This window comes from Streptomyces sp. NPDC041814 (genome assembly GCF_055590565.1).
This window is the reverse complement of the sequence record NZ_JBVJAM010000014.1, coordinates 208652-232086: the sequence shown is the minus strand read 5'-3', so window position 1 is coordinate 232086 and position 23435 is coordinate 208652. Positions and strand designations below refer to the sequence as shown.

Here is a 23435-nt window from a genome sequence, read left to right as displayed (position 1 = left end):
GTACTGCAGGGGGGACCCTGTGGGAGAGTAGGACGCCGCCGAACTCCTTTTAGGAAGAGCCCCGTGCCCTTGTGGCACGGGGCTTTTTCGCGTTCCCAGGGGTGTCCGGCACCCCTCTGCGGCCGCAGGCCGGGGCTGAGGGTAGGGTCAGGGGGCATCATTGGCACGTTCTTGACACAGGAGGCCCCCGGGTGGAGGTCCAGGAGACCCGCGTTCAGACGGACCGGGTACTCACTATCCCCAACATCCTCAGCATGTTGCGCCTGGTCGGCGTACCTGTCTTTCTGTGGCTGATCCTCCGGCCCGAGTTCGGCGGACCCCAGAGCGACGGCTGGGCTTTGCTGGTCCTGATGTTCAGCGGTGTCAGCGACTACCTCGACGGCAAGCTCGCGCGCAGGTGGAACCAGATCAGCAGCCTCGGACGGCTTCTCGACCCCGCCGCCGACCGGCTCTACATTCTTTCCACCCTCGTCGGACTCACCTGGCGCGAGATCCTGCCGCTCTGGCTCACCATCGCCCTGCTCGCCCGCGAGCTCATGCTGCTGGTGATGGTGGGAATCCTGCGCCGGCACGGCTATCCGCCGCCCCAGGTGAACTTCCTCGGCAAGGCCGCCACGTTCAACCTCATGTACGCATTCCCCTTGTTGCTGCTCAGTGACGGGCATGGTTGGCTGGCAGAGGTGGCCACCATTTTCGGATGGGCGTTCGCAGGGTGGGGTACAACCCTCTATTGGTGGGCAGGAATCTTGTACGTGGTTCAGGTCCGCCGCCTGGTCAAGGCGGATGCAGTAGCCGATTGAGCTCGCTGATGTGGTGCCGTGCAGCGTCGCCGGCCCACGGCTGATGACACAGAAGCTGCCCTGACGGGTGAAGTCGGCTCGACCGTCGTCTCTCAAGGAGGACGTTTCCGACATGAAGGCCGTCGTAATGGCTGGCGGCGAAGGCACTCGTCTTCGCCCCATGACCTCGAGCATGCCCAAACCGCTCCTTCCCGTGGCCAACAGGCCGATCATGGAGCATGTGCTCCGGCTGCTGAAACGGCACGGGCTCAATGAGACGGTCGTGACCGTCCAGTTCCTTGCCTCCCTGGTCAAGAATTACTTCGGGGACGGCGAAGAGCTCGGCATGGAGCTGAGCTATGCCAACGAGGAGAAGCCGCTCGGCACGGCGGGCAGCGTGAAGAACGCCGAAGAGGCGCTGAAGGACGACACCTTCCTCGTCATTTCCGGTGACGCGCTCACCGACTTCGACCTCACGGACCTCATCGCTTTCCACAAGGAGAAGGGCGGCCTGGTCACCGTCTGCCTCACTCGCGTTCCCAATCCCCTCGAATTCGGGATCACGATCGTGGACGAGCAGGGTCAGGTCGAACGCTTCCTGGAAAAGCCGACCTGGGGCCAGGTCTTCTCGGACACCGTGAACACCGGCATTTACGTCATGGAACCCGAGGTCTTCAACTACGTCGAGGCCGACGCCTCCGTGGACTGGTCCGGGGACGTCTTCCCGCAGCTGATGAAGGAGGGCAAGCCGATCTACGGCTATGTCGCCGAGGGCTACTGGGAGGACGTGGGCACCCACGAGAGCTATGTGAAGGCCCAGGCCGACGTGCTGGAGCGCAAGGTCGACGTCGAGATCGACGGCTTCGAGATCTCGCCCGGGGTCTGGGTGGCCGAAGGCGCCGACGTGCACCCCGACGCCGTGCTGCGCGGCCCGCTCTACATCGGGGACTACGCCAAGGTCGAAGCCGGCGTCGAGATCCGGGAGCACACGGTCATCGGCTCGAACGTGGTCGTCAAGAGCGGCGCCTTCCTGCACAAGGCCGTTGTCCACGACAACGTGTATGTCGGCGACCACAGCAACCTGCGCGGCTGCGTGGTCGGCAAGAACACCGACATCATGCGGGCCTCCCGGATCGAGGACGGCGCCGTCATCGGCGACGAATGCCTCGTCGGAGAGGAATCGATCATCCAGGGGAACGTCCGCGTCTACCCCTTCAAGACCATCGAGGCCGGCGCCTTCGTCAACACCTCGGTGATCTGGGAGTCCCGCGGCCAGGCCCATCTCTTCGGGGCACGCGGCGTCTCCGGAATCCTGAACGTCGAGATCACCCCCGAGCTGGCCGTACGACTGGCCGGTGCCTACGCGACGACGCTCAAGAAGGGCTCCACCGTCACCACCGCCCGGGACCACTCCCGAGGCGCCCGGGCACTCAAGCGCGCCGTGATCTCGGCGCTCCAGGCCAGCGCCATCGACGTACGGGACCTGGAGAACGTACCGCTGCCCGTCGCGCGTCAGCAGACCGCGCGCGGCAGTGCCGGCGGGATCATGATCCGTACGTCGCAGGGCGTGCCCGACTCCGTCGACATCATGTTCTTCGACGAACGGGGAGCGGACCTCTCCCAGGCGCGGCAGCGGAAACTCGACCGCGTCTATGCCAGGCAGGAGTACCGGCGGGCCTTTCCCGGCGAGATCGGCGACATCTACTTCCCGTCCAGCGTCTTCGACTCGTACACCGGGTCCCTGCTGCGCAACGTGGACACCACGGGGATCGCCGACGCCCAGCTGAAGGTCGTGGTCGACGCGTCCAACGGCAGCGCCGGGCTCGTGCTGCCGAGCCTCCTGGGGCGGCTGGGCGTGGACGCGCTCACCATCAACCCCGGCCTTGACGAGTCCCGGCCGACCGAGACGGCCGAAGCCCGGCGCAAGGGTCTGGTGCGCCTCGGCGAGATCGTCTCCTCGGCGCGGGCGGCCTTCGGCGTCCGCTTCGACCCCGTGGGCGAGCGGCTGTCCCTCGTGGACGAACGCGGCCGGATCGTGGAGGACGACCGGGCGCTGCTCGTCATGCTCGACCTCGTCGCCGCCGAGCGGCGCAGCGGGCGGGTGGCGCTTCCGGTCACCACGACCAGGGTCGCCGAGCAGGTCGCCGCGTACCACGGCACGCAGGTCGAGTGGACGACCACGTCGCCGGACGACCTGACCCGGGTGGGGCGTGAGGAAGGCACCATCTTCGGAGGAGACGGGCGCGGCGGCTTCATCGTTCCCGAATTCGCCGGTGTCTTCGACGGCACGGCCGCATTCGTTCGGCTCATCGGCCTCGTCGCCAGGACCCAGCTCACGCTGAGCCAGATCGACGCCCGCATCCCGCGCGCCCACGTCCTGCGCCGCGACCTGGCCACACCGTGGGCCGTGAAGGGCCTGGTCATGCGCCGCGTGGTGGAGGCGGCCGGCGACCGGGACGTCGACACGACGGACGGCGTACGGGTCGTGGAGGCGGACGGGCGCTGGGTCATGGTGCTGCCGGACCCGGCGGAAGCCGTCACCCACCTGTGGGCCGAAGGACCCGACGACGCCTCCGCCGAGGCACTGCTCGACGAGTGGGCGGCTGTCGTGGACAGCGCGGGCGACTGAGACAGGGCCGCCGGGACGGGGCACGCACCGCCCCTCCCGGCGGCCGGCCGCCCATCGGTGGGGCCATTCGGCGTAAGCCGCCGCGACATGCGACGATGTGCGGCATGTCGCAGCAGCCCCCCGGTCGGAGCACGGCCCCGCCGTCCAGACGTCCCGACGCGTCCATGCTGCTGCTGACCAATGTGATGGAGCACAGCCTGGACGACGGCTACGCCGAAGCGGCGGCGCGGCGCGCGGCCGAGGGGCGCGCGGGCATGCCCCGTACGCTCAAGGCAAAGCTCGGGCTCGCGGCCTGCCTGGTCCTCGCCGCCCTGGTCGTCACGCTCGGCGCGGCCCAGGCACGGGTGACCGCGCCGGTCCTGGCCAAGGAGAAGCAGGAACTGATCGACCGCATCGACGCCGAGACGGCGGCGGCCGACGCCCTGGAAGCCCAGGTGGAGGAAGTCCGCGACGACGTCAGCAGCCGGCAGCGGAAGGCTCTCCAGGAACACGGGGGAGACCAGACCGAGCTGGTCGCGCTGCTCTCCGGGGCGACGCCCGTGCACGGGCCCGGGCTCAAGGTCGTCGTGGACGACGCCGAGGATACCGACCAGGGCGGCGGCGGACCCCGCGAGACCAGCGGCTTCTCCGACACCGGGCGGGTCAGGGACCGGGACCTGCAACGCGTCGTGAACGGGCTGTGGGAGTCCGGCGCCGAGGCCATCGCCATCAACGGACAGCGGCTGACGGCCCTGTCGGCGATCCGGGCCGCGGGCGACGCCATACTGGTCGACAACAAACCGCTCGTGCCCCCGTACTCGGTGCTCGCGGTGGGGAACGGCAAGAAGCTGGCTGCGGCCTTCCAGGACAGTGCCGACGGCCAGTACCTGCAGGCGCTGAAGGACACCTTCGACATCCGGACCAGCATCTCCGTCCAGGAGAAGCTGAGCCTTCCGGCCGCCCCGAGCCTGATCGTACGGACAGCAGAGCCATACAAGGCCGCAGACACAGGGAAGGGCACATCGTGATCGCCGTACTGGGCCTCGTCGTGGGAGTCGTGGTCGGACTGTTGGTCCGGCCCGAAGTTCCGGCGGTGGTCGAGCCCTATCTCCCCATCGCCGTCGTCGCCGCGCTCGACGCCGTGTTCGGCGGGCTGAGGGCCATGCTCGACGGCATCTTCGTCGACAAGGTCTTCGTGGTCTCGTTCCTCTCGAACGTGGTCGTGGCGGCCCTCATCGTCTTCCTGGGCGACAAGCTGGGCGTCGGCGCCCAGCTCTCCACGGGTGTGGTGGTCGTGCTGGGCATCCGGATCTTCTCCAACGCCGCGGCGATCCGCCGGCACGTCTTCCGGGCCTGATGCCGATGAGCAACGACGACTTCAACGACAACGTCGGCGACGGCGGGGAGCCCCGGGCCGAGGCCCCGCAGGAGCTCACCGGGCGTCGGCGGCTGGTCGCCGGTCTCTGGCCGCCCCGGGTGACCCGGGCCCAACTCATCGTCGCCGTCCTGCTGTTCGGCCTCGGGCTCGGGCTCGCCATCCAGGTGCGGTCCAACAGTGACAGCAACGCCCTGCGGGGCGCGCGCCAGGAGGACCTGGTGCGCATCCTGGACGAGGTGGACGACCGCACGCAGCGGCTGGAGGACGAGAAACAGCGCCTCGACGCCCAGCGCACGGAGCTGGAGAACAGCTCCGACCAGGCCGAGGAGGCCCGGAAGCAGACGGTCGAGAAGGAGCGGCAACTCGGCGTGCTCGCCGGGACCGTGGCGGCCCACGGCCCCGGGATCACCATGACGGTCAACGACCCCGGCGGCGCCGTGCGGCCCGACATGCTGCTCGACGCCCTGCAGGAGCTCAGGGCGGCCGGCGCCGAGGCCGTCGAGGTCAACGGGGTCCGTGTGGTGGCCAACACCTACTTCTCCGGTGACGCGGGCGCGGTCAAGGTCGACGGGCGCAAGATCACAGCCCCGTACGTCTTCAAGGTCATCGGCAAGCCGCAGGATCTGGAACCGGCGCTGAACATCCCCGGAGGTGTGGTGCAGACGCTGGAGAAGGAGCAGGCCACCGTGCATGTGCTGCGGGCCGACGACATTGTCGTGGACGCCTTGCGACCGGCGGAGCGGCCTGACTACGCTCGGTCGTCGGGCCAGTGATCCCCGGGCGCCCGGGCGTCGGGGAACACGAGCGGACGGTTGCGGGGGGTCGCCGCATCGTAATCGTGGCGCGTGGTGGAAACTGTCGAGTGGATACGGACGTTGTGAAGATGTCCGGGTCGGCAGGTGTGTTCATTCAGGGTTCGTCCTGCCCCACGGGCGGGTCTGTTTCGGTCAAGGGGAATCGCCCGTGAAGTTGTTTGGGAAGTTGTTCGGCAAGAGCGCCCGCGATGAGAACGCACGTCATCGCGCGCCGCGCCATGGTCAGCCCGACGAGCAGGGCGCGGAGCGCCCGCTCTTCCGTGACCAGGTGACAGGCCAGGGGGGTGACTACCCGGGCGGTCCCGGCGCGTCGTCCGTTGACCCTGCCGGTCCCGGCCGCATAGGTTTCGGAGCCCCGAGCCAGGAGGCTTCGTCCATGCCGGTGTGTACGAGGTGCGGCCACCGCAACGCAGAGGCCAGCCGTTTCTGCTCCAACTGCGGGGCGCCGCTGCGGGGCGGGGTTCCGGAGCGCGCCTCGGAGACGACGTCGACCATCTCGATCTCGGGCCTTGAGGCGTACGAGGCGGAGGCCACCGGCCAGACCGCCGTGCCGTCGCTGTCGCCCGAGGCGCAGGCCGCCGTCGACGCCCTGCCGCTCGGCTCGGCGCTCCTGGTGGTGCGCCGCGGTCCGAACAGCGGCAGCCGCTTCCTGCTGGACGGCGAGCTGACCACGGCCGGCCGTCACCCGCAGAGCGACATCTTCCTGGACGACGTGACGGTCTCCCGGCGGCACGTGGAGTTCCGCCGGGGCGCCGACGGCAGCTTCACGGTCGGGGACGTCGGCAGCCTCAACGGCACCTATGTCAACCGTGAGCGGATCGACTCCGTCGCCCTGTCCAACGGCGACGAAGTGCAGATCGGCAAGTACCGACTGGTCTTCTACGCGAGCCAGCGGGGCATCTGACCCGCCCCCGGACGCCGTCCGGGGGGAACCCCAGGAAGGTCCATGCTGAGAACACCGAGCGGCGGTGCCCGACACGGCACCGCCGCCGACGGCCGGCCGATGAGCATCGGCACGGTGCTCCTGCAACTGCAGGAGGAGTTCCCCGAGGTCACCATCTCCAAGATCCGCTTCCTGGAGGCCGAAGGGCTTGTCGAACCGCAGCGGACCCCTTCCGGCTACCGGAAGTTCGTCGCCGCGGACGTCGAGCGGCTCGCCCAAGTGCTCCGGATGCAGCGGGACCACTACCTGCCGCTGAAGGTCATCCGCGAACATCTGGACGCCCTCGCCCGCGGCGAGCAGGTCGCCCTGCCGTCGCCCGACGGGGAGCCCCGGCAGGCGGACGGTGAGCCGGCCGGGGTGCCGGGCCGGGCCACGGCCGCCCGGATCGGCCGCGCCGAGCTCCTGGTGGCCGCCGAGGTCACCGAGAGCGAGCTGGACGACTGGGAGTCGTACGGCCTGGTCGTCCCCGCGGCGGACGGCGGCTACGACGCCGACATGGTGACCGTCGCCAGGCTTGTGGCGGAACTGGGGCGATTCGGTCTGGAACCTCGTCACCTCAGGGCCGTACGGGCCGCCGCCGACCGGGAGGCCGGGCTCATCGAGCAGATGGTCGCTCCGCTGCGTCGGCACCGGAATCCCCAGACCAGAGCGCATGCGGAGGCGACCGCGAAGGAGCTGGCGGAGCTGTCCGTACGGCTGCACTCCGCGCTCGTGCAGACGGCTCTGCAGGTGCGGCTGCGCTGAAGGCGGACGAGCCCGACTACCCAAACCTGCCGAGCACGTCCTAGGGTTGCTGTGTGAACGAGCTCGACGTTGTGGGTGTCCGGGTGGAAATGCCCTCCAACCAACCGATCGTGCTCCTGCGTGAAGTGGGAGGCGACCGGTACCTCCCCATTTGGATCGGTCCTGGTGAGGCGACCGCGATCGCCTTCGCACAGCAGGGCATGGCTCCGGCCAGGCCGCTGACCCATGATCTCTTCAAGGATGTGCTTGAGGCCGTCGGCCAGGAGCTCACCGAGGTCCGGATCACGGACCTCCGCGAAGGGGTTTTCTACGCGGAGCTGGTCTTCGCCGGCGGTGTCGAGGTGAGCGCGCGGCCTTCCGACGCCATAGCCCTCGCCCTGCGCACCGGCGCGCCGATCTACGGCAGTGACGGGGTGCTGGACGACGCGGGGATCGCGATCCCCGACGAGCAGGAGGACGAGGTGGAGAAGTTCCGCGAATTCCTCGACCAGATCTCTCCGGAGGACTTCGGGACGAACAACAGCCAGTGACGTCTTTGGCGGTGGCCACCGGCGCATCCGGTGAGCCTTTCCCCGTCAACGGTCACGCGAAACCACCCTCAGGGTGATTATCACTCGGCGTGCCGAGTGTGGCGATCGTTGACGCACCCCGGGTGACTGCCTACCTTCGAGTGGGCAGGTCAAGGACGGAGGTCGGCGTGAGAAGCAGCGGCGACGGTACGGCAGCGGGTGCGCCGTATCCGCAGCAGGGGAGTACGGCCGGCCGGACCATCAGGCAGTCGGCTGCGCCGGCTGCGGTGGCGGGGGACGGCGTGGCATCGGCCGACGACATCGGTTACCGCGGGCCGACAGCGTGCGCGGCGGCGGGGATCACGTACCGGCAACTGGACTACTGGGCGCGCACGGGCCTCGTGGAGCCGAGCGTCCGTCCGGCGTACGGGTCGGGCACTCAGCGGCTCTACAGCTTCCGGGACGTCGTCCTGCTGAAGATCGTGAAGCGCTTCCTCGACACGGGCGTGGCGCTCCAGAACATCCGGACCACCGTCCAGCACCTCCGGGCCCGCGGCTTCCAGGACCTGGAGCGGATGACGCTGATGAGCGACGGGGCCACGGTCTACGAGTGCTCCTCGCCCGCCGAGGTCGTCGACCTGCTCCAGGGCGGCCAGGGCGTCTTCGGTATCGCTGTCGGAGTCGTCTGGCGGGACGTGGACGCGGCGCTCTCGCAGCTGCACGGGGAGCGTGTGGACACCGGCGAGACGCTGATCGGGCACAACCCGGCCGACGAGCTCGCGCGGCGCCGCAACCGGGCCGTGTGAGCCGCCGCCGGCGCCCCCGGGGCCGGGAATCGTGGCCGATAGCCGTGACGACGCGGCGATTGTCAGTGCCGTAGGGCAGCATCGGCGGTGTGAGAGCCGCGCCCACCATCCTGCATCTGGACATGGATGCCTTCTACGCCTCCGCGGAGCAGGCGGCGAAGCCGAGCCTGCGCGGCAAACCGGTCGTGGTGGGCGGCCTCGGCTGGCGCGGGGTCGTCGCGACCGCCTCGTACGAGGCCCGGCGCTTCGGGGTGCACTCGGCGATGCCGATCGCCCAGGCCAGGCGTCTCGCGCCGAACGCCGCCTATCTGGTCCCGCGCTTTGCGTTGTACCGCTCGGTGAGCGAGCAGGTCATGGAACTGCTGGGCCGGCTCTCGCCCCTGGTGGAACCGCTGAGCCTGGACGAAGCCTTCGTGGACCTCGAAGCGGGCGGCACCGCCGACGACACCGCCTCCGCCCTGGCGATCGGCCGGGAACTGCGCGAGGCCATCCAGGCGGTGACCGGACTGAGCGGATCAGTCGGGCTGGCCGGCTCCAAGATGCTTGCGAAGATCGCCTCCGAGGAGGCCAAGCCCGACGGGATGCGCCTGATCGAGCCCGGCACCGAGCGGGCCCACCTCGCGCCCTTGCCGGTGCGCACCCTGCCCGGTGTCGGCCCCGCCACGGCGGACCATCTGCGCCGCGCCGGCATGACCACGGTCAACGACCTCGCCGAGGCGGGCGAGGCGGAGCTGGTACGGCTGCTGGGCAAGGCGCACGGCGCCGCGCTGCACCGCATGGCCTTCGGCTTCGATGACCGGCCCGTGGTCGCGGAGCGCGACGCGAAGTCCGTCTCCGTCGAGGACACCTTCGAGGTGGACCTGCACGACCGCGTCCGGGTGCGCACCGAGGTGGAGCGGCTGGCCGACCGGTGCGTCCAGCGGCTGCGGGGCGCGGGGCGCTCCGGGCGCACGGTGGTGCTGAAGGTGCGCCGGTACGACTTCTCCACGCTGACCCGCTCCGAGACACTGCGCGGCCCCACGGACGACCCGTCCGTCGTCCGCGAGGCCGCCGCCCGGCTCCTGGAGGCCGTGGACACCACGGGCGGGGTGCGACTGCTGGGAGTCGGGGTCACGGGACTCGCCGACTACACCCAGGAGGACCTGTTCGCCCAGGCCGCCGGTGAGCGGGCGGCGGCCCTACCGGTCGAGGACGGGGCGCCGTCGCAGGAGGCCTCCGGTGCCCGCGACGGGGCGGCGGACGACGGGCCCGGGCCTGAGGAGGCCGCCGAGCAGCTCGCGGCGCGCCGCTGGCCCGCCGGGCAGGACGTGCACCACGAGGTCCACGGACGCGGGTGGGTGCAGGGGAGCGGGGTCGGGCGGGTCACCGTGCGGTTCGAGGAACCGGGGGCGACGGCACCCGGCCGGGTGCGTACGTTCCGCGTGGACGACCCCGCGCTGCGGGCCACCGACCCCCTGCCGCTCGTGCCGGACCCGCCGGACTACTCCTCCTGGCCCGCCAGCCGGCCGAAGTCGCGGTCCGGGGCCGGGGCGCCGGGGGCGGCGTCCAGCCCGTAGTGCCGGTAGAGCTGGAGCTCCTGCTCGGGGGAGAGGTGGCGGCCCACGCCGAAGTCGGGCGCGTCCTTGATCAGCGCGCGGTCGAAGGGGACGCGCAGGGTGTCGTCCACGAACTGGCTGGGCTCCAGCGGGACGAAGGCGTCACGGCTGAAGAGCCCGGTGCGCACGGCCGCCCATTCCGGCACCCCGGTCGCGTCATCGAGGTACACCTCGTCCACGGTGCCGATCTTGGTGCCCTTGCGGTCGAAGGCCTTGCGGCCGATCAGGCTGCGCGGGTCGATGTCGGTCTGCACGGTCCCTCCCACACTGGTCGCGGCTGGTCCACAGGGACTACAGAAATGCAGTTCCGTGGTCTTGGCCACTCGAGAATTCTCGTCGTGTACCCCGCTGGTAGGCTGGTCATGGCTGCTGACCCCGTGCGGGAGAGTCGTCCGGAGCCCATCCGGAGGACGCCGAAGGAGCAAATCCTCCCCGGAATCTCTCAGGCCCCCGTACCGCACGGACGAGGTCACTCTGGAAAGCAGGGCGGGTTGCGCGCGGCCGATGGGTCGCACGGAGCCTCTCCCTCACCGACGGTGAAAGCCGGCGCCCGCGAGGTGCCGGTGAAGCTCTCAGGTTGAGATGACAGAGGGGGAGGCCATCAGGGCACCCGGCGCCGCGGTGCCCCTCGCAGGTCGTGACAGACCAGGAGGCCTCCACCATGACCCCCCGTCGCACCCCGCTCACGCAGCTGGAACAGGGCATTCCATTCGAGCAGCGCCACATCGGCCCCGATGCCGAGGCGCAGGCGAAGATGCTCGCCCAGGTCGGTTACGGCTCGCTGGACGAGCTGACCGCTGCCGCCGTGCCCGACGTGATCAAGAGCGCCGAGGCGCTGGCCCTGCCGGGGGCCCGGACCGAGGCCGAGGTGCTGGCCGAACTCCGCCTGCTCGCCGACCGCAACCAGGTCCTCGCACCGATGATCGGGCTCGGCTACTACGGCACGTTCACCCCGCCGGTGATCCTGCGCAACGTCATGGAGAACCCCGCCTGGTACACGGCGTACACGCCGTACCAGCCCGAGATCTCGCAGGGCCGTCTCGAAGCCCTCCTGAACTTCCAGACGATGGTCGCCGAGCTCACCGGTCTGCCCACCTCCGGCGCCTCGCTGCTGGACGAGGGCACCGCCGCCGCCGAGGCCATGGCGCTCGCCCGGCGCGTCGGCAAGGTCAAGAACGGCGTCTTCCTGGTCGACGCCGACACCCTGCCGCAGACCGTGGCCGTCATCGAGACCCGCGCCGAACCGACCGGCGTCGAGGTCGTCGTCGCCGACCTCACCGACGGCATCCCGGCCGAGGTCGCCGAGCGCGGCGTCTTCGGCGTGCTCCTCCAGTACCCCGGCGCCTCCGGGGCCGTCCGGGACCTCAAGCCCGTGATCGACCGGGCGCACGAACTGGGTGCGATCGTCACCGTCGCCGCCGACCTGCTGGCCCTCACGCTGCTCACCTCGCCCGGCGAGCTGGGCGCCGACATCGCCGTCGGCACCACGCAGCGCTTCGGCGTCCCGATGGGCTTCGGCGGTCCGCACGCCGGCTACATGGCGGTCCGCGACAAGTTCGCCCGCAGCCTGCCCGGCCGCCTGGTCGGTGTCTCCGTGGACGCCGACGGCAACAAGGCGTACCGCCTGGCCCTCCAGACCCGCGAGCAGCACATCCGCCGCGAGAAGGCCACCAGCAACATCTGCACCGCGCAGGTGCTGCTCGCCGTCATGGCCGGCATGTACGCCGTCTACCACGGCCCCGAGGGCCTGCGCACGATCGCCCGGCGCACCCACCGCTACGCCGCGATCCTCGCCGAGGGCCTGCGCGCCGCCGGGATCGACGTGGTGACCGGCTCCTACTTCGACACGCTCACCGTCCGCGTCCCCGGCCGGGCGGGCGAGGTCGTCGCCGATGCCCGGGAGCACGGGGTCAACCTGCGCCTGGTCGACGCCGACACCGTGTCGCTGGCCTGTGACGAGACGACGACCCGCACCCAGGTCGCCGCCGTCTGGGCCGCCTTCGGTGCCGACGGGGACGTCGAGGCGCTGGACGCCACCACCGAGGACGCGCTGCCCGAGGCGCTGCTGCGCACGGACGCGATCCTCACCCACCCGGTCTTCCACCAGCACCGGTCCGAGACCGCGATGCTGCGCTACCTGCGCAAGCTCGCCGACCGCGACTACGCGCTGGACCGCGGCATGATCCCGCTCGGCTCCTGCACGATGAAGCTGAACGCGACCGCTGAGATGGAGTCCATCACCTGGCCCGAGTTCGGGGCGCTGCACCCGTTCGCGCCCGCCGAGCAGGCGCAGGGCTTCCTGACGCTGATCCGCGAGCTGGAGGAGCGGCTGGCCGAGGTCACCGGTTACGACGCGGTGTCCCTCCAGCCGAACGCCGGATCGCAGGGTGAGTTCGCGGGGCTGCTGGCCGTCCGCGCGTACCACCGCGCCAACGGCGACGAGAACCGGACCGTGTGTCTGATCCCGTCCTCCGCGCACGGCACCAACGCCGCGAGCGCCGTGATGGCAGGCATGAAGGTGGTCGTCGTCAAGACCGCCGACGACGGCGAGGTCGACATCGAGGACCTGCGCGCCAAGATCGCGCAGCACCGTGACGAGCTGGCCGTGCTCATGATCACCTACCCGTCGACGCACGGTGTCTTCGAGGAGCACGTCGCCGACATCTGCGCCGAGGTGCACGACGCCGGCGGCCAGGTGTACGTCGACGGCGCCAACCTCAACGCGCTGGTCGGCCTGGCCAAGCCCGGCCGGTTCGGCGGCGACGTCTCGCACCTCAACCTGCACAAGACCTTCTGCATCCCGCACGGCGGCGGCGGCCCGGGCGTCGGCCCGGTCGGTGTGCGCGCGCACCTGGCGCCGTACCTGCCCAACCACCCGCTCCAGCCCGCGGCGGGCCCGGAGACGGGCGTCGGCCCGATCTCGGCGGCCCCGTGGGGCTCCGCCGGCATCCTGCCCATCTCGTGGGCGTACGTACGCCTGATGGGCGGCGAGGGCCTGAAGCGCGCGACGCAGGTCGCCGTACTCGCTGCCAACTACATCGCCAAGCGTCTGGAACCGCACTACCCGATCCTGTACAACGGCCCGGCCGGTCTGGTGGCGCACGAGTGCATCGTGGACCTGCGCCCGATCTCCAAGGCGACCGGCGTCAGCATCGACGACGTCGCCAAGCGGCTCATCGACTACGGATTCCACTCGCCGACCATGTCGTTCCCGGTCGCCGGGACGCTGATGATCGAGCCGACCGAGAGCGAGGACCTCGCGGAGCTGGACCGCTTCTGCGACACGATGATCGCGATCCGCGCCGAGATCGAGAAGGTCGCGTCGGGGGAGTGGAGCGCGGACGACAACCCGCTCGCCAATGCCCCGCACACCGCCGCCGCGCTCGGCGGGGAGTGGGAGCACGCGTACAGCCGTGAGGTCGCGGTCTTCCCGGCCGGTGTCTCGGCCGCCGACAAGTACTGGCCGCCGGTGCGCCGGATCGACGGGGCGTTCGGCGACCGCAACCTCGTCTGCTCGTGCCCGCCCCTGGACGAGTACGACAACTGACGCGGACATGCGTCGGGGCCGGTGCGGAGACTTCTCCGGGCCGGCCCCTTCTTCTTTCCGTACGGACGCTCAGGCGGCCTTGACCACCCGGTTCGCCGCCAGGGGCCTGTGCGGGGCGATGATCTGCCCGTCCGGAAGCAGCTCACCGGTGTCCTCGAAGAGCAGGACGCCGTTGCACAGCAGGCTCCAGCCCTGCTCCGGGTGGTGGGCCACCTGGCGGGCGGCTTCCCGGTCGGCTGAGTCGGCTGTCGGGCAGGGTGGCTGATGCTGGCACATGGATGGGTTCTTTCGCTGCGTCGAGTTGAGTGACCTGCGGTGTGAAGAGGTGTTCATGACCGCCCCCGTATCGATCGGTCGAATCCCAGTGTTGCCCCACGGGCGACAATCCGCAGGGATTTCGCCGCAGCGCTTCCTCTCCTCCCATGACGCGTCACCCGCCCGGACGGTTCAACTCAACTGCACTGTCACTTCGGGTGGTTCGGGGTGGCCGGATGGGACTAGTCCGGACGGGCCGGGTGTCGTACGCGCTCCGCGTGCTGTGCCACGCCACCGGAGGGGGCGACGGGGCACAGCACGCGGAGCGGAAGGGTCTGGGACGGAGGGCTCAGGCCGGGGCGGGGGAGCCCAGCAGCGGGCCGGGGCCGGGCGTGATGCGGGTGGTGATCACCGGAAGCAGGTCGGCGGCCCGGTGCGGCCGGTGGGCGGCGAAGCCGGGAGGCGCCGGGGACAGCGGCACGAGCAGGTCGTCCGGGCCCGGAGCGCCGCAGGAGGCGTCCGCCGCGGGGTCGCCGTGCAGCCACAGGGCCAGCATGTACAGGTCGGGGATGGACAGCAGCCTCGGCTGGTAGGGGCCGCTCATCCCCTCCGCCTGGCGCAGCGCCAGCTCCGTCGAGGCGATGTACGGGCCCTCGAAGAAGTGCGAGAAGGCCCAGCCGTCCGCGGTGAGCATGGTGTCCGCCGCCGCCACCGCCCGCTCCGTGCTGCGGATCTGGAAGCGCCAGGCCGCCAGCCTGGTGGCGGGTGCGAGCGCGCCCGGGGCAACGCCCAGCACATGGACGGGCAGCGGGTGTTCGGGGCTCAGAGGTCCCTGTGCGGACCGCAGGGCGGGCGTGCGGGCCTCACGGACCGCGGTCGGTGAACCGAGCGCCGCGAGGACGCTGCGCAGCGCGGGCGCGGGGGCCGGGGGAACATGCAGCGGCATAGTGGGTCGCCTCTCACTTCGGAGACACGGTGGTGCGCGGGCGGGTGCGGACGGCGTTGTCGGCGTGCGGGGCCAGAGGAGGCCGGTGACTGAGCCGGTGCGTCAACTCTCTGCCTCGTCCGCGGAGTTTATACGACACGTGTTCACGCGGTGTTTCCACTAGCCGCCACGGCTATTGCCGGCAAGGCGGTATCCGGACTTTATTATGCGGAGATCATGCTGATTCGGCGCGAGCGGCGCAGCCGCCGCCTCGGGTTTTTCCCGCACTGCGGTCGGCCGAAACCCGTCGGAGCATTACGAGCCCGCCGTACGGGGAAACGGCCCGGTGCGTCATGCCGAGTGAATGTGCCCGGGGCCCGGCGCTCAGATTAGCGTGTGTGCGCCGTCCACGGGGCGTTACGGATCACCTCCTGCGGGCATTATCGATCGTGATGCGGGCGGCCCGGGCCGCGTGCCGGCCACTTGAGGAGGACACTTCGATGGGGGAGAAGGTCATCGCGGGCGCCTTTGACCTGTCCGACCGGCAGAGGTACCGGAGGAAGCTGCACCAGTGCGTGGAGGCACTCTCCGGGCTCCTGGCCGAGCGGCGGTTCGACCGGCCGCGCAACCTCATGGGCATGGAGATCGAACTGAATCTCACGGGCGCCGACGCCATGCCGAAGATGTTGAATGGGCAGGTACTGGAGCGCATCGCGAGTCACGATTTCCAGACGGAACTGGGGATGTTCAATCTTGAGGTGAACATAGTCCCCCATCATCTGTCGGGGCGTGTTCTGGATCAGTTGGCCGAAGAGCTGCGGACCGGGCTCGGATATGCCGACCGGAAGGCCGGTGAAGTCGATGCCGGGATCATGATGATCGGAATCCTTCCGACGCTGGGCCGTGAGGACATGGTCCGGTCCAATCTCTCCGACGTCGACCGCTACGCCCTCCTGAACGATCAAATGCTGGCGGCGCGCGGCGAGAGTTTCTCGCTCGATATCGAAGGCGTCGAGCGGCTGGTCGCCACCGCCGGATCGATCACCCCGGAGGCGGCCTGCACCTCGCTGCAACTGCATCTCCAGGTCACTCCGGAACGCTTCGCCGACGTGTGGAACGCGGCGCAGGCCGTCGCCGCCGTGCAGGTCGCCCTGGGGGCCAACTCGCCGTTCCTCTTCGGCCGGGAGGTGTGGCGGGAGTCGCGGCCGCCGCTGTTCGAGCAGGCCACGGACACCCGGCCGCCCGAACTGCGCAACCAGGGCGTGCGGCCCAGGACCTGGTTCGGGGAGAAGTGGATCGGCTCGGTCGAGGAGCTCTTCGAGGAGAACCTGCGGTACTTCCCGCCGCTCCTGCCGATCTGCGACGAGGAGGAGCCCCTGCGCGTCCTCGCCGACGGCGGGGTCCCCCAGCTGAAGGAGCTGGTCCTCCACAACGGCACGGTCTACCGCTGGAACCGGCCGGTGTACGGGATCGCCGACGGCGTCCCGCACCTGCGCGTGGAGAACCGGGTGCTGCCCGCGGGCCCGACCGTCGCCGACGTCATCGCCAACACCGCGCTGTACTACGGCCTGGTGCGGGCGCTGGCGGGGGAGTCGCGTCCGGTCTGGACCCGGATGCCGTTCTCCGCCGCCGCCGAGAACTTCGAGACCGCGTGCCGCCACGGCATCGAGGCCGAGCTGCTGTGGCCCAGGCCCGGCCGCGCCGGCGGGCTGACCCGGGTGCCCGTGACCAAGCTGGTGCGCGACGAGCTGCTGCCGCTCGCCGCCGCCGGGCTCGACGGCTGGAACATCGACCCGGCGGACCGGGAGCACTACCTCGGGATCATCGAGGGGCGCTGCAAGCGGCGGACGAACGGCGCGTCCTGGCAGGCGGACACCTACCACCGGGCGCGCGAGGCGGGCCTCGGCCGGGGCGCCGCGCTCGCCGCGATGACCAGGCGCTACGGCGAGCTTATGCAGGGCGGCGACCCGGTGCACACCTGGCCGGTGGGCATCCCGGCACCGTGAGGGGGCGGCCGGTCCGTGGTGCGGACCGGCCCTACTCCCCGGCCGCGCGGGCGCCCTGGCCCGCCGTCATCACCGCCTGGAGGATCACTGCCTGGATCTCGGCCGGGTCGGTCACCTGGTAGCCGCCGCCCCCGGTGACCTTGGCGATCTCGTCCAGCTCCTCGCGGTCCGCCTCGGGCCCGACGGCGATGGCCAGCAGCGGGACCGGGCGCGTCGGGTCGGCGATGGACTTCAGCTCGTCCACGAGGGCGGAGCGGGAGATGGACCGCTCATCCTGGTTCGACCCGTCCGTGAGGATCACCACCGCGTTGAACTTGCCCTTCACGTACGTGCGCTGCGCCTCCTTGTACGCGGCCAGGGCGGTGTCGTACAAACCGGTCGCGCCGTCCGGCACCGGGCGCAGCGCGGCGAACGCGGCGGCGAGCTTCTCCCGGTGGGTGCCGCCGCCCTTCGCGGGGTCGCCGAGCCTGGCGGTCGTCACCAGCTGCCGGTAGTCCTTGTCGCCGTCGAGCGTGGTCGCGAACTCCCAGAGCCCGATCTCGTCGTTCGGGGTGAACTGGTTGAGCGCCTGGATCAGCGAGGCCTTGGTGACGTCCATCCGGGACTGGTTGCGGCCCGGCACCATCGCGGCCATCGAGCCGGAGGCGTCGACCACCGTGGTGAGCCGCGCGCTCTGCACGGTGATCGTCCACATGCCGAGCGTCTCCTGAAGCGCCTCGTCCGTCGGGGCGGGCGGCTGCGTGGCGTCGTAGGGCTGCGGCGACCGGCCTCCGGCCGCCGCGACCAGCTTGTCGTCCGCCGTGCCGTAGGTGGCGCGGAAGCCGTGCTCCCGGAAGGTGCTGACGGAGCTCTTCTCGGAGAGCAGGATCATGAACCGCAGCGCGGCCCGGCTCCTGTCCGTGGACTGGTGGCGCTCGTCCACCATCGCCAGCGGGTAGTTGAGCAGCGGGGTGCCGTCCTCGGGATAGAAGAGGCCGAGCCTTCCGTCGGCCGCCGCTTCGGCGTTGTGGGCGAAGGCGGCCTGTTCGGAGAGGAGTACCGCCTGGTTGCGGGCCGGGTTGCCCTCCTCGGCGCCCGAGCCGTCCTGCGGCAGGGTCGCCGCGACCTGGGTGTCCCCGTCGGACATCCGCTGGGCGAGCAGCTTCGCGGTGGCCGCGACCCGGGTGTCGCTGTCGCCGCCCTGCTTCCCGGCGGAGGTGCCGATGCTGTTGAGGGCCAGCAGACCGGTCGCCGACCGCGCGGGGTCGGCGGAGCCGAGACGTATCCGGTCGGACTCCATGGCGGCGCCCGTCAACTCCGCCCAGGTGTACGTCTTCTTCGGCCAGCCGAGGTGCTTGGCGGCCGCGGGTACCGCGGCGAGCGTGACCGGTGAGGTGGCGACGGAGCCGCCGGGTGTGATGGGGGTGCCGTCGCCGTCACCCTTGGCCCTGGTCAGCCACAGGTCCGAGTCGGGGAGCCATATCTGGTAGTCGGGGCGGACTCCGCTCGCGAGCGCGTCCGCCACCTTGTACGAGTCACGGGCCACGACGTTCACGTCGATGCAGCGGCCCTCCGAGCGCACCTCGTCCGTACGCGCCCGGTCGGCGATGGCGCGTACGGCGGGGGCGATGTCCGGGGAGGCCGTCATCGACAGGTGGACGGCGCTGTCCTCGCACGACTTCGAGAACGAGAGCAGGCCGCCCTGCGCCGCGACCGCCGCTCCCCCCGCCACGGCGAGGACGAGCAGGGTGGCGATGGCCACGGTCCGGCGGCGGCGCGGTGGACGGTCCCCGCCTCCGCCTGCCGCGCGGTCATCGGGCAAGCTGTGACGTCCCATGTCGGTGGTGCCCCTCCTTGAGGATGTACAAGGAAAAGGGGGACCACGCCATCGGCAATGGCGCTCGTCCCCCGGCCAGTCGCGCATGATCTTCGTACCTGCATTCGAGACCCTAGCGGGGCGGCGAGAGGCGTGGGACGCGAATGCACAACTGAGGGCAGGTGTACAGGTGGAGGCGGGGCGCGTGGCTGATTCTTATCCCCAGGAGGCCGTGTCACAACGGATTCTCCGGTCCGAGACAGTGCTGGTGCTGGCGCTCTCGTTGGGGGCGAGCGGCGTATCCGCCCTTATCAGCTTTGTCGGATCGCTGACGAAACCAGGGGGTTTGAAGGATCAGGCGGCGACCCTCAACAGCTCGGCCGCCCCGGGCCGTCCTTGGCTGGATCTCGCCTGGCAGCTCTTCGGTATCGCGACCGCGCTGGTGCCCGTCGCGCTCGTCGCGCATCTGCTCATCCGGGAAGGGACCGGGCTGCGGGTCCTCGGCTTCGACCGCACCCGGCCCGGCCAGGACGTGACACGGGGCGCGGTCGTCGCGGCGGGCATCGGCAGCGCCGGGCTGGCCTTCTACCTGGTCGCCAGGGCCGCCGGATTCAACCTCACCGTCGTGCCCGAGTCGCTGCCCGACGTGTGGTGGAAGTTCCCCGTTCTCATCCTGTCGGCCCTCCAGAACGCCGTGCTGGAGGAGGTGATCGTCGTCGGCTATCTGCTGCGCAGGCTGGGGCAGCTGGGCTGGACGCCGATGGCGGCACTGGTGGCGAGCTCGGTGCTGCGCGGCTCGTACCACCTCTACCAGGGCATCGGCGGGTTCATCGGAAACATGGTGATGGGCGTCGTCTTCGTGCTGCTCTACCGGCGCTGGCAGCGGGTGGGACCGCTCGTCGCGGCGCACGCGCTCCTGGACATCGGCGCGTTCGTCGGTTACGCGCTGCTCGCCGGGAAGGTGGGCTGGCTGCCCACCCCGTGAACCCCCGGGGTCACAGGCCGAAGAGCAGCTCGCCGTCCAGCACCGTGACCGCGCGGCCCGTGAGCAGGGTGCGCGCGCCGCGCAGCGAGGTCCGTACGAGGCCCGAGCGCGCCGACGCCTGGAGTCCGGTGAGCTCGTCACGGCCGAGCCGGGCCGACCAGAACGGGGCCAGAGCGGTGTGCGCGCTGCCGGTCACCGGGTCCTCGTCGATGCCCACGGCCGGGAAGAAGCCGCGCGAGACGTAGTCGTAGGCACGCATCGGTGCCGCGGCCGCCGTGGCGATGACACCGCGCCGGGAGAGGGCGGTCAGCGCCGCGAAGTCCGGGGCGAGTCCGCGTACGGCCGCCTCGTCCTTCAGCTCCACCAGCAGGTCCCCGACCTGCGCACCCGTGTCGTGCACGGACAGCGGCTCCGCCCCGAGGGCCTTGGCGAGGCCTTCCGGCGCGGGCTCGGGGGTCAGCGGGGCGGTCGGGAAGTCGAGCGTGAGCGAACCGTCCGGATGCGCGGTCGACGCCAGCATGCCGCACCGGGCGGCGAAGCGGACCGTTCCGGTGGCGGCACCCGTGGTGTGCAGGACATGGGCCGTGGCCAGGGTGGCGTGGCCGCACATGTCCACCTCGGTGACCGGGGTGAACCAGCGCAGCGCCCAGCCGGCGTCGCCGCCCGCGGGCAGCGGATGGGCGAACGCGGTCTCGGAGAGGTTGAGCTCGGCGGCGACCCGCTGGAGGAAGGCGTCCTCGGGGAAGCCCTCGGGGCCGAACAGCAGGACCCCTGCGGGGTTGCCGGAGAACGGGCGGTCGGTGAACGCGTCCACGGTGCGAATCCTCATGCGCGGACCGTAGGTCTTCCTCCCGGCCCGGAACCAATGCCAATCGCGGACCGGTGGCCCGAAACCACGCCGGGCTTGACCTTGTCACGGTGACAACCGCTTCACTCGGCCGAGAGGAGGTGGTCCGATGACCACGGAGAATGAGGAAGCGGCCGTCACACGTGCGCTGCGCGGGCTGGAACACGAGGACGCGTCGGTGAGGCTGCGGACCGCGCTGGCGGTCGGCTCGGCGCCGGACCCGCGGCTGGTCGGCCGGCTCGTGGAGCGGTGCGCGGCCGAGCCGGACTTCTCCGTACGGGAGATGCTGACCTGGGCGCTCACCCGGCACCCGCGGGACCTGACCGTGCCCAGGCTCGTCGACGAACTCGGCTCGGAGCGCCCGCAGGCCCGCAGCCAGGCCCTGCACACGCTGTCCAAGACGGCGGACCGGCGGGCCTGGCCGGCGCTCACCCGGGCCCTGCTCACCGACCCCGACGACGAGGTGGCGCGCGCCGCCTGGCGGACCGCTGTCGTCCTCGTGCCCGAGGACGAGGCGCCCGCGCTGGCCGCGGTGCTGACCGGGCAGCTCGGGCGCGGGGGCCGCGAGACGCGGCTGAGCCTCAGCCGGGCGCTGATCGCGCTCGGCGCGGCGGCCGCACTGGCGCTCGACGCCGCCGCCGCGCACCCGGAGCCCCGGGTCCGCGAGCACGCCCTCGCCACGGAGGAGCTGTGGCGCGACCCGGACGCCGGGTTCGATTTCGCGATCGAGGAGGCGAAGCGGAGGGTGGCCCTCGGGGCGTACGGTCAGGAGGGGTGAAGCAGGGTGTTGATCGGTGAGGTGGCGCGGCGGTCCGGGGTCAGTGCCCGCATGCTCCGGCACTACGAGTCGCTGGGCCTGGTGCGGCCCACGGGGCGCAACGACGTCGGATACCGGGAGTACTCCGGCGAGGACGTCCGGCGCATCTTCCACATCGAGAGCCTGCGGTCCCTCGGCCTGTCGCTGCGCGAGGTGGGGCGCGCCCTGGACGATCCCGGCTTCAGCCCGGCCGGTCTCGTGGACGACCTCGTGCGGCGGACCCGGGAACGGATCGCGAGCGAGACGGAGCTGCTGACCCGGCTGAGCAGGATCGGGGCCGCCGAGCCGGGGGACTGGGAGGGCGTCCTGCGTACCGTCGCCCTCCTCCAGGCCCTGGGCTCCGCCAGCCCGGGCACCCGGCAGCGGGCGGCGCTGTCCTTCGCGGGCGATCCGCCCGTGCCGGTGGAGGCCCTGGTCGAGGCGGTGCTCAGCGAGTCGGACCCGAGCGTGGCCGGTGCGCTGCGGTGGGCCCTGGCGCGCGCGGGCGGAGGGCTGTCCCAGCTGGCGGAGGGCCTGGACTCGCCCGTCGCGACGGTGCGCGCCCGCGCGGTGCGGGCGGTCGCCGGGATCCCGGGCGAGGCCGCGAGCGCGCTGCTGCGGGACGCCCTCGGCCATCCCGATCTGGCGGTACGCCAGTACGCGGCGCCGGCGCTCGGTGCGCGTGGGGTGGCCGAAGCGGTCCCGACGCTCATCGGCATGGTCGCGGATGCGGTGCGGGACGTGGACGCGGCCGACGCGCTCGGTGTGCTGGCCGCGGATCCGGAGACGGCGGAGCGGATCGCCTCCGCGCTCGTCGGCCGCCTCGCCGACCCCGCCCTGGACGCGTCCGCCCGCCGCCGCCTCACCCAGGCGCTGGCGGACATCCCGGGCCCGACGGCGACGCGGGCGCTCGGGGAGCTGGCGGAGGACGGGGACCGGGGCGTGGCGGTGACGGCGGTGTACCTGCTGGGGCTGCGCGGCGAGGGGTGAGGCCGGCCGGCGGTGAAGGCGCCGGAGCTCAGCGCCTCGCGGCGGCGAGGGCCGCGGTGTCCATGTAGTCGCGGACGTGGGTGATCAGGCCGTCGCGGACCCGGAGCACGAGCAGGCCGGGGATGGTGAAGGCGGTGCCCGTGGCCGGCAGCGTCCCCGCCACCACGTGCTCGGCGACGATCACCTCCGGGTCGTCCGTCCCGTACGCGGACACCGTCCTGACCTCGTCGATCCGTACGGGGCTCGCGCCCCAGACCGCCCGGTAGCCGGTGCGTACGGCCTCGCGGCCCTCGTAGCGCGGCGGAAAGCCGGGAGCGGTGAAGGGGAACTCGTGCACCGCGTCGGCCGCGTACAGATCCGCGAGGTCGTCCGCGGACTTGTCGAGCATGGCCCGGTGATAGGAGGCCAGGGCCTCGCGGGGGGTCCGGGCACGGGTGGTTTCCGGCTGCGGCACGGGACGACTCCATTCGCTCAACGTTTGTTGAGTGATGACCGTAGGGCGACGGGAGGGGTTCGGTCAACGGCTGTAGAGTCGCGGCGTGACCACGCCCAGGGAGACCCGTGCCGACCGCCGCCGCGCTACCGAGGCGCGCATCCTCGACCGGGCCCGGGAGGAGTTCGCCGCCAAGGGGTTCGACCGGACGACCATCCGTGCGGTGGCGGGCGCGGCCGGTGTGGACCCGGCCCTGGTCATGCAGTACTTCGGCTCGAAGCGTGAGCTGTTCGGCCGGGCCGTGCAGACGTTCGCCGCGCCACCTCCGGACGAAGCGGGCGTGGACGTGTTCGCCGACCGGATGCTGGCCACGCTGAGCCTGAAACTGGGCGGTCTGCCCGAGGGGACGCTCGCGGTGATGCGGTCCATGCTCACCGATCCTGTGGTCGCCGATCATGTGCGCGGCACGCTCGGCGGCCAGATCGCCGACGCCGGGGCCGCCGTCCCGGCGCCGGACGACCGGGAACTCCGGGCCGCCCTGGCGGTCGTCACCTTGCTCGGTGTGACCATCGGTCATCAGCTCCTGGAGCTGCCCGCGCTGCGCGAGGCGTCGCCCGAGCGCATCGCCGCGTTGCTCCGGCCCGCTCTCAACGCGCTGGCCGAGCCCACACCGTGAACG

The 23435-nt window shown here is 71.3% G+C and carries 22 protein-coding genes and 1 riboswitch; of the genes, 16 read left to right on the top strand and 6 right to left on the bottom strand.

The genetic code is table 11. The annotated features are described in order from the left end of the window. Positions 1-191 precede the first annotated feature (191 nt). From ACZ6C6_RS30085 to ACZ6C6_RS30040, 10 genes are all read left to right on the top strand, one after another. Positions 192-800, top strand: coding sequence for a CDP-alcohol phosphatidyltransferase family protein (locus tag ACZ6C6_RS30085; protein WP_469207241.1), 609 nt, complete (start codon positions 192-194; stop codon positions 798-800). Between the two features lie 112 nt (positions 801-912). Then, positions 913-3408: a sugar phosphate nucleotidyltransferase gene (locus tag ACZ6C6_RS30080; RefSeq protein WP_469207239.1), complete on the top strand. Its 2496-nt coding sequence runs from the start codon at positions 913-915 to the stop codon at positions 3406-3408. Between the two features lie 104 nt (positions 3409-3512). Then, on the top strand, positions 3513-4415 hold the full coding sequence (locus tag ACZ6C6_RS30075; protein WP_469207237.1) for a DUF881 domain-containing protein: 903 nt from the start codon (positions 3513-3515) through the stop codon (positions 4413-4415). Beyond that, positions 4412-4744 carry a small basic family protein gene (locus ACZ6C6_RS30070; protein ID WP_003970459.1) on the top strand — a complete coding sequence of 111 codons (333 nt, stop codon included), beginning with the start codon at positions 4412-4414 and terminating at the stop codon, positions 4742-4744. The genes ACZ6C6_RS30075 and ACZ6C6_RS30070 overlap by 4 nt, the downstream gene beginning before the upstream one ends. A gap of 5 nt (positions 4745-4749) precedes the next feature. After that, positions 4750-5538: a DUF881 domain-containing protein gene (locus ACZ6C6_RS30065; RefSeq protein ID WP_469207235.1), complete on the top strand. Its 789-nt coding sequence runs from the start codon at positions 4750-4752 to the stop codon at positions 5536-5538. 82 nt (positions 5539-5620) lie between these two features. Beyond that, a complete protein-coding gene (locus tag ACZ6C6_RS30060; protein ID WP_328904257.1) occupies positions 5621-6484 on the top strand; it encodes an FHA domain-containing protein in 864 nt (287 codons plus the stop codon). 42 nt (positions 6485-6526) lie between these two features. Next, positions 6527-7267 (top strand): transcriptional regulator FtsR, encoded by a 741-nt coding sequence (ftsR, locus tag ACZ6C6_RS30055; RefSeq protein WP_469207233.1) that lies wholly within the window; start codon positions 6527-6529, stop codon positions 7265-7267. 53 nt (positions 7268-7320) lie between these two features. Continuing rightward, entirely contained in the window at positions 7321-7797 is a 477-nt protein-coding gene (locus ACZ6C6_RS30050) for a bifunctional nuclease family protein (protein WP_469207231.1), read from the top strand. A 167-nt stretch (positions 7798-7964) separates the two neighbouring features. Continuing rightward, positions 7965-8582, top strand: coding sequence for a MerR family transcriptional regulator (locus ACZ6C6_RS30045; protein ID WP_365687352.1), 618 nt, complete (start codon positions 7965-7967; stop codon positions 8580-8582). Positions 8583-8671: 89 nt separating this feature from the next. Then, positions 8672-10138: a DNA polymerase IV gene (locus ACZ6C6_RS30040; RefSeq protein WP_469207229.1), complete on the top strand. Its 1467-nt coding sequence runs from the start codon at positions 8672-8674 to the stop codon at positions 10136-10138. On the opposite strand, the gene ACZ6C6_RS30035 is transcribed toward ACZ6C6_RS30040, so the two are convergent. After that, positions 10063-10431, bottom strand: a complete 369-nt coding sequence (locus tag ACZ6C6_RS30035) for a PRC-barrel domain-containing protein (RefSeq protein WP_469207227.1) — start codon at positions 10429-10431, stop codon at positions 10063-10065. The two genes, ACZ6C6_RS30040 and ACZ6C6_RS30035, sit on opposite strands and share 76 nt — an antisense overlap. A gap of 116 nt (positions 10432-10547) precedes the next feature. Continuing rightward, positions 10548-10645, top strand: a riboswitch (glycine riboswitch). Between the two features lie 193 nt (positions 10646-10838). On the opposite strand from ACZ6C6_RS30035, the gene gcvP reads away from it, so the two are divergent. Further along, complete coding sequence (gcvP, locus tag ACZ6C6_RS30030; RefSeq protein WP_469207225.1) at positions 10839-13724, top strand: aminomethyl-transferring glycine dehydrogenase; 2886 nt, start codon at positions 10839-10841, stop codon at positions 13722-13724. Positions 13725-13793: 69 nt separating this feature from the next. Here the strand turns inward: gcvP and ACZ6C6_RS30025 are convergent, their stop codons facing one another. Together ACZ6C6_RS30025 and ACZ6C6_RS30020 are read right to left on the bottom strand one after the other, a co-directional pair. Then, positions 13794-14000 (bottom strand): DUF5999 family protein, encoded by a 207-nt coding sequence (locus ACZ6C6_RS30025; protein WP_328899152.1) that lies wholly within the window; start codon positions 13998-14000, stop codon positions 13794-13796. 328 nt (positions 14001-14328) lie between these two features. Continuing rightward, on the bottom strand, positions 14329-14925 hold the full coding sequence (locus ACZ6C6_RS30020; protein WP_469207223.1) for a hypothetical protein: 597 nt from the start codon (positions 14923-14925) through the stop codon (positions 14329-14331). 479 nt (positions 14926-15404) lie between these two features. Here ACZ6C6_RS30020 and ACZ6C6_RS30015 point away from each other — a divergent pair, with 479 nt between their 5' ends. Continuing rightward, complete coding sequence (locus ACZ6C6_RS30015; protein WP_469207221.1) at positions 15405-16910, top strand: glutamate-cysteine ligase family protein; 1506 nt, start codon at positions 15405-15407, stop codon at positions 16908-16910. A gap of 31 nt (positions 16911-16941) precedes the next feature. Here the strand turns inward: ACZ6C6_RS30015 and ACZ6C6_RS30010 are convergent, their stop codons facing one another. After that, on the bottom strand, positions 16942-18726 hold the full coding sequence (locus tag ACZ6C6_RS30010; protein WP_469207219.1) for a VWA domain-containing protein: 1785 nt from the start codon (positions 18724-18726) through the stop codon (positions 16942-16944). A 184-nt stretch (positions 18727-18910) separates the two neighbouring features. Here ACZ6C6_RS30010 and ACZ6C6_RS30005 point away from each other — a divergent pair, with 184 nt between their 5' ends. Then, positions 18911-19690: a CPBP family intramembrane glutamic endopeptidase gene (locus ACZ6C6_RS30005; protein ID WP_469207217.1), complete on the top strand. Its 780-nt coding sequence runs from the start codon at positions 18911-18913 to the stop codon at positions 19688-19690. A 10-nt stretch (positions 19691-19700) separates the two neighbouring features. Here ACZ6C6_RS30005 and ACZ6C6_RS30000 read toward each other — a convergent pair whose 3' ends face one another. Continuing rightward, positions 19701-20519, bottom strand: a complete 819-nt coding sequence (locus ACZ6C6_RS30000; RefSeq protein ID WP_469207215.1) for a PhzF family phenazine biosynthesis protein — start codon at positions 20517-20519, stop codon at positions 19701-19703. Positions 20520-20646: 127 nt separating this feature from the next. Between ACZ6C6_RS30000 and ACZ6C6_RS29995 the strand changes: the two genes are divergently transcribed. Together ACZ6C6_RS29995 and ACZ6C6_RS29990 are read left to right on the top strand one after the other, a co-directional pair. Next, entirely contained in the window at positions 20647-21315 is a 669-nt protein-coding gene (locus ACZ6C6_RS29995) for a HEAT repeat domain-containing protein (protein ID WP_469207213.1), read from the top strand. Positions 21316-21321: 6 nt separating this feature from the next. Next, entirely contained in the window at positions 21322-22323 is a 1002-nt protein-coding gene (locus ACZ6C6_RS29990; protein WP_469207211.1) for a HEAT repeat domain-containing protein, read from the top strand. Between the two features lie 28 nt (positions 22324-22351). Here the strand turns inward: ACZ6C6_RS29990 and ACZ6C6_RS29985 are convergent, their stop codons facing one another. Continuing rightward, entirely contained in the window at positions 22352-22777 is a 426-nt protein-coding gene (locus ACZ6C6_RS29985) for a nuclear transport factor 2 family protein (RefSeq protein ID WP_469207209.1), read from the bottom strand. Positions 22778-22862: 85 nt separating this feature from the next. On the opposite strand from ACZ6C6_RS29985, the gene ACZ6C6_RS29980 reads away from it, so the two are divergent. Continuing rightward, positions 22863-23432, top strand: a complete 570-nt coding sequence (locus ACZ6C6_RS29980; protein WP_469207207.1) for a TetR/AcrR family transcriptional regulator — start codon at positions 22863-22865, stop codon at positions 23430-23432. Positions 23433-23435: the final 3 nt, after the last annotated feature.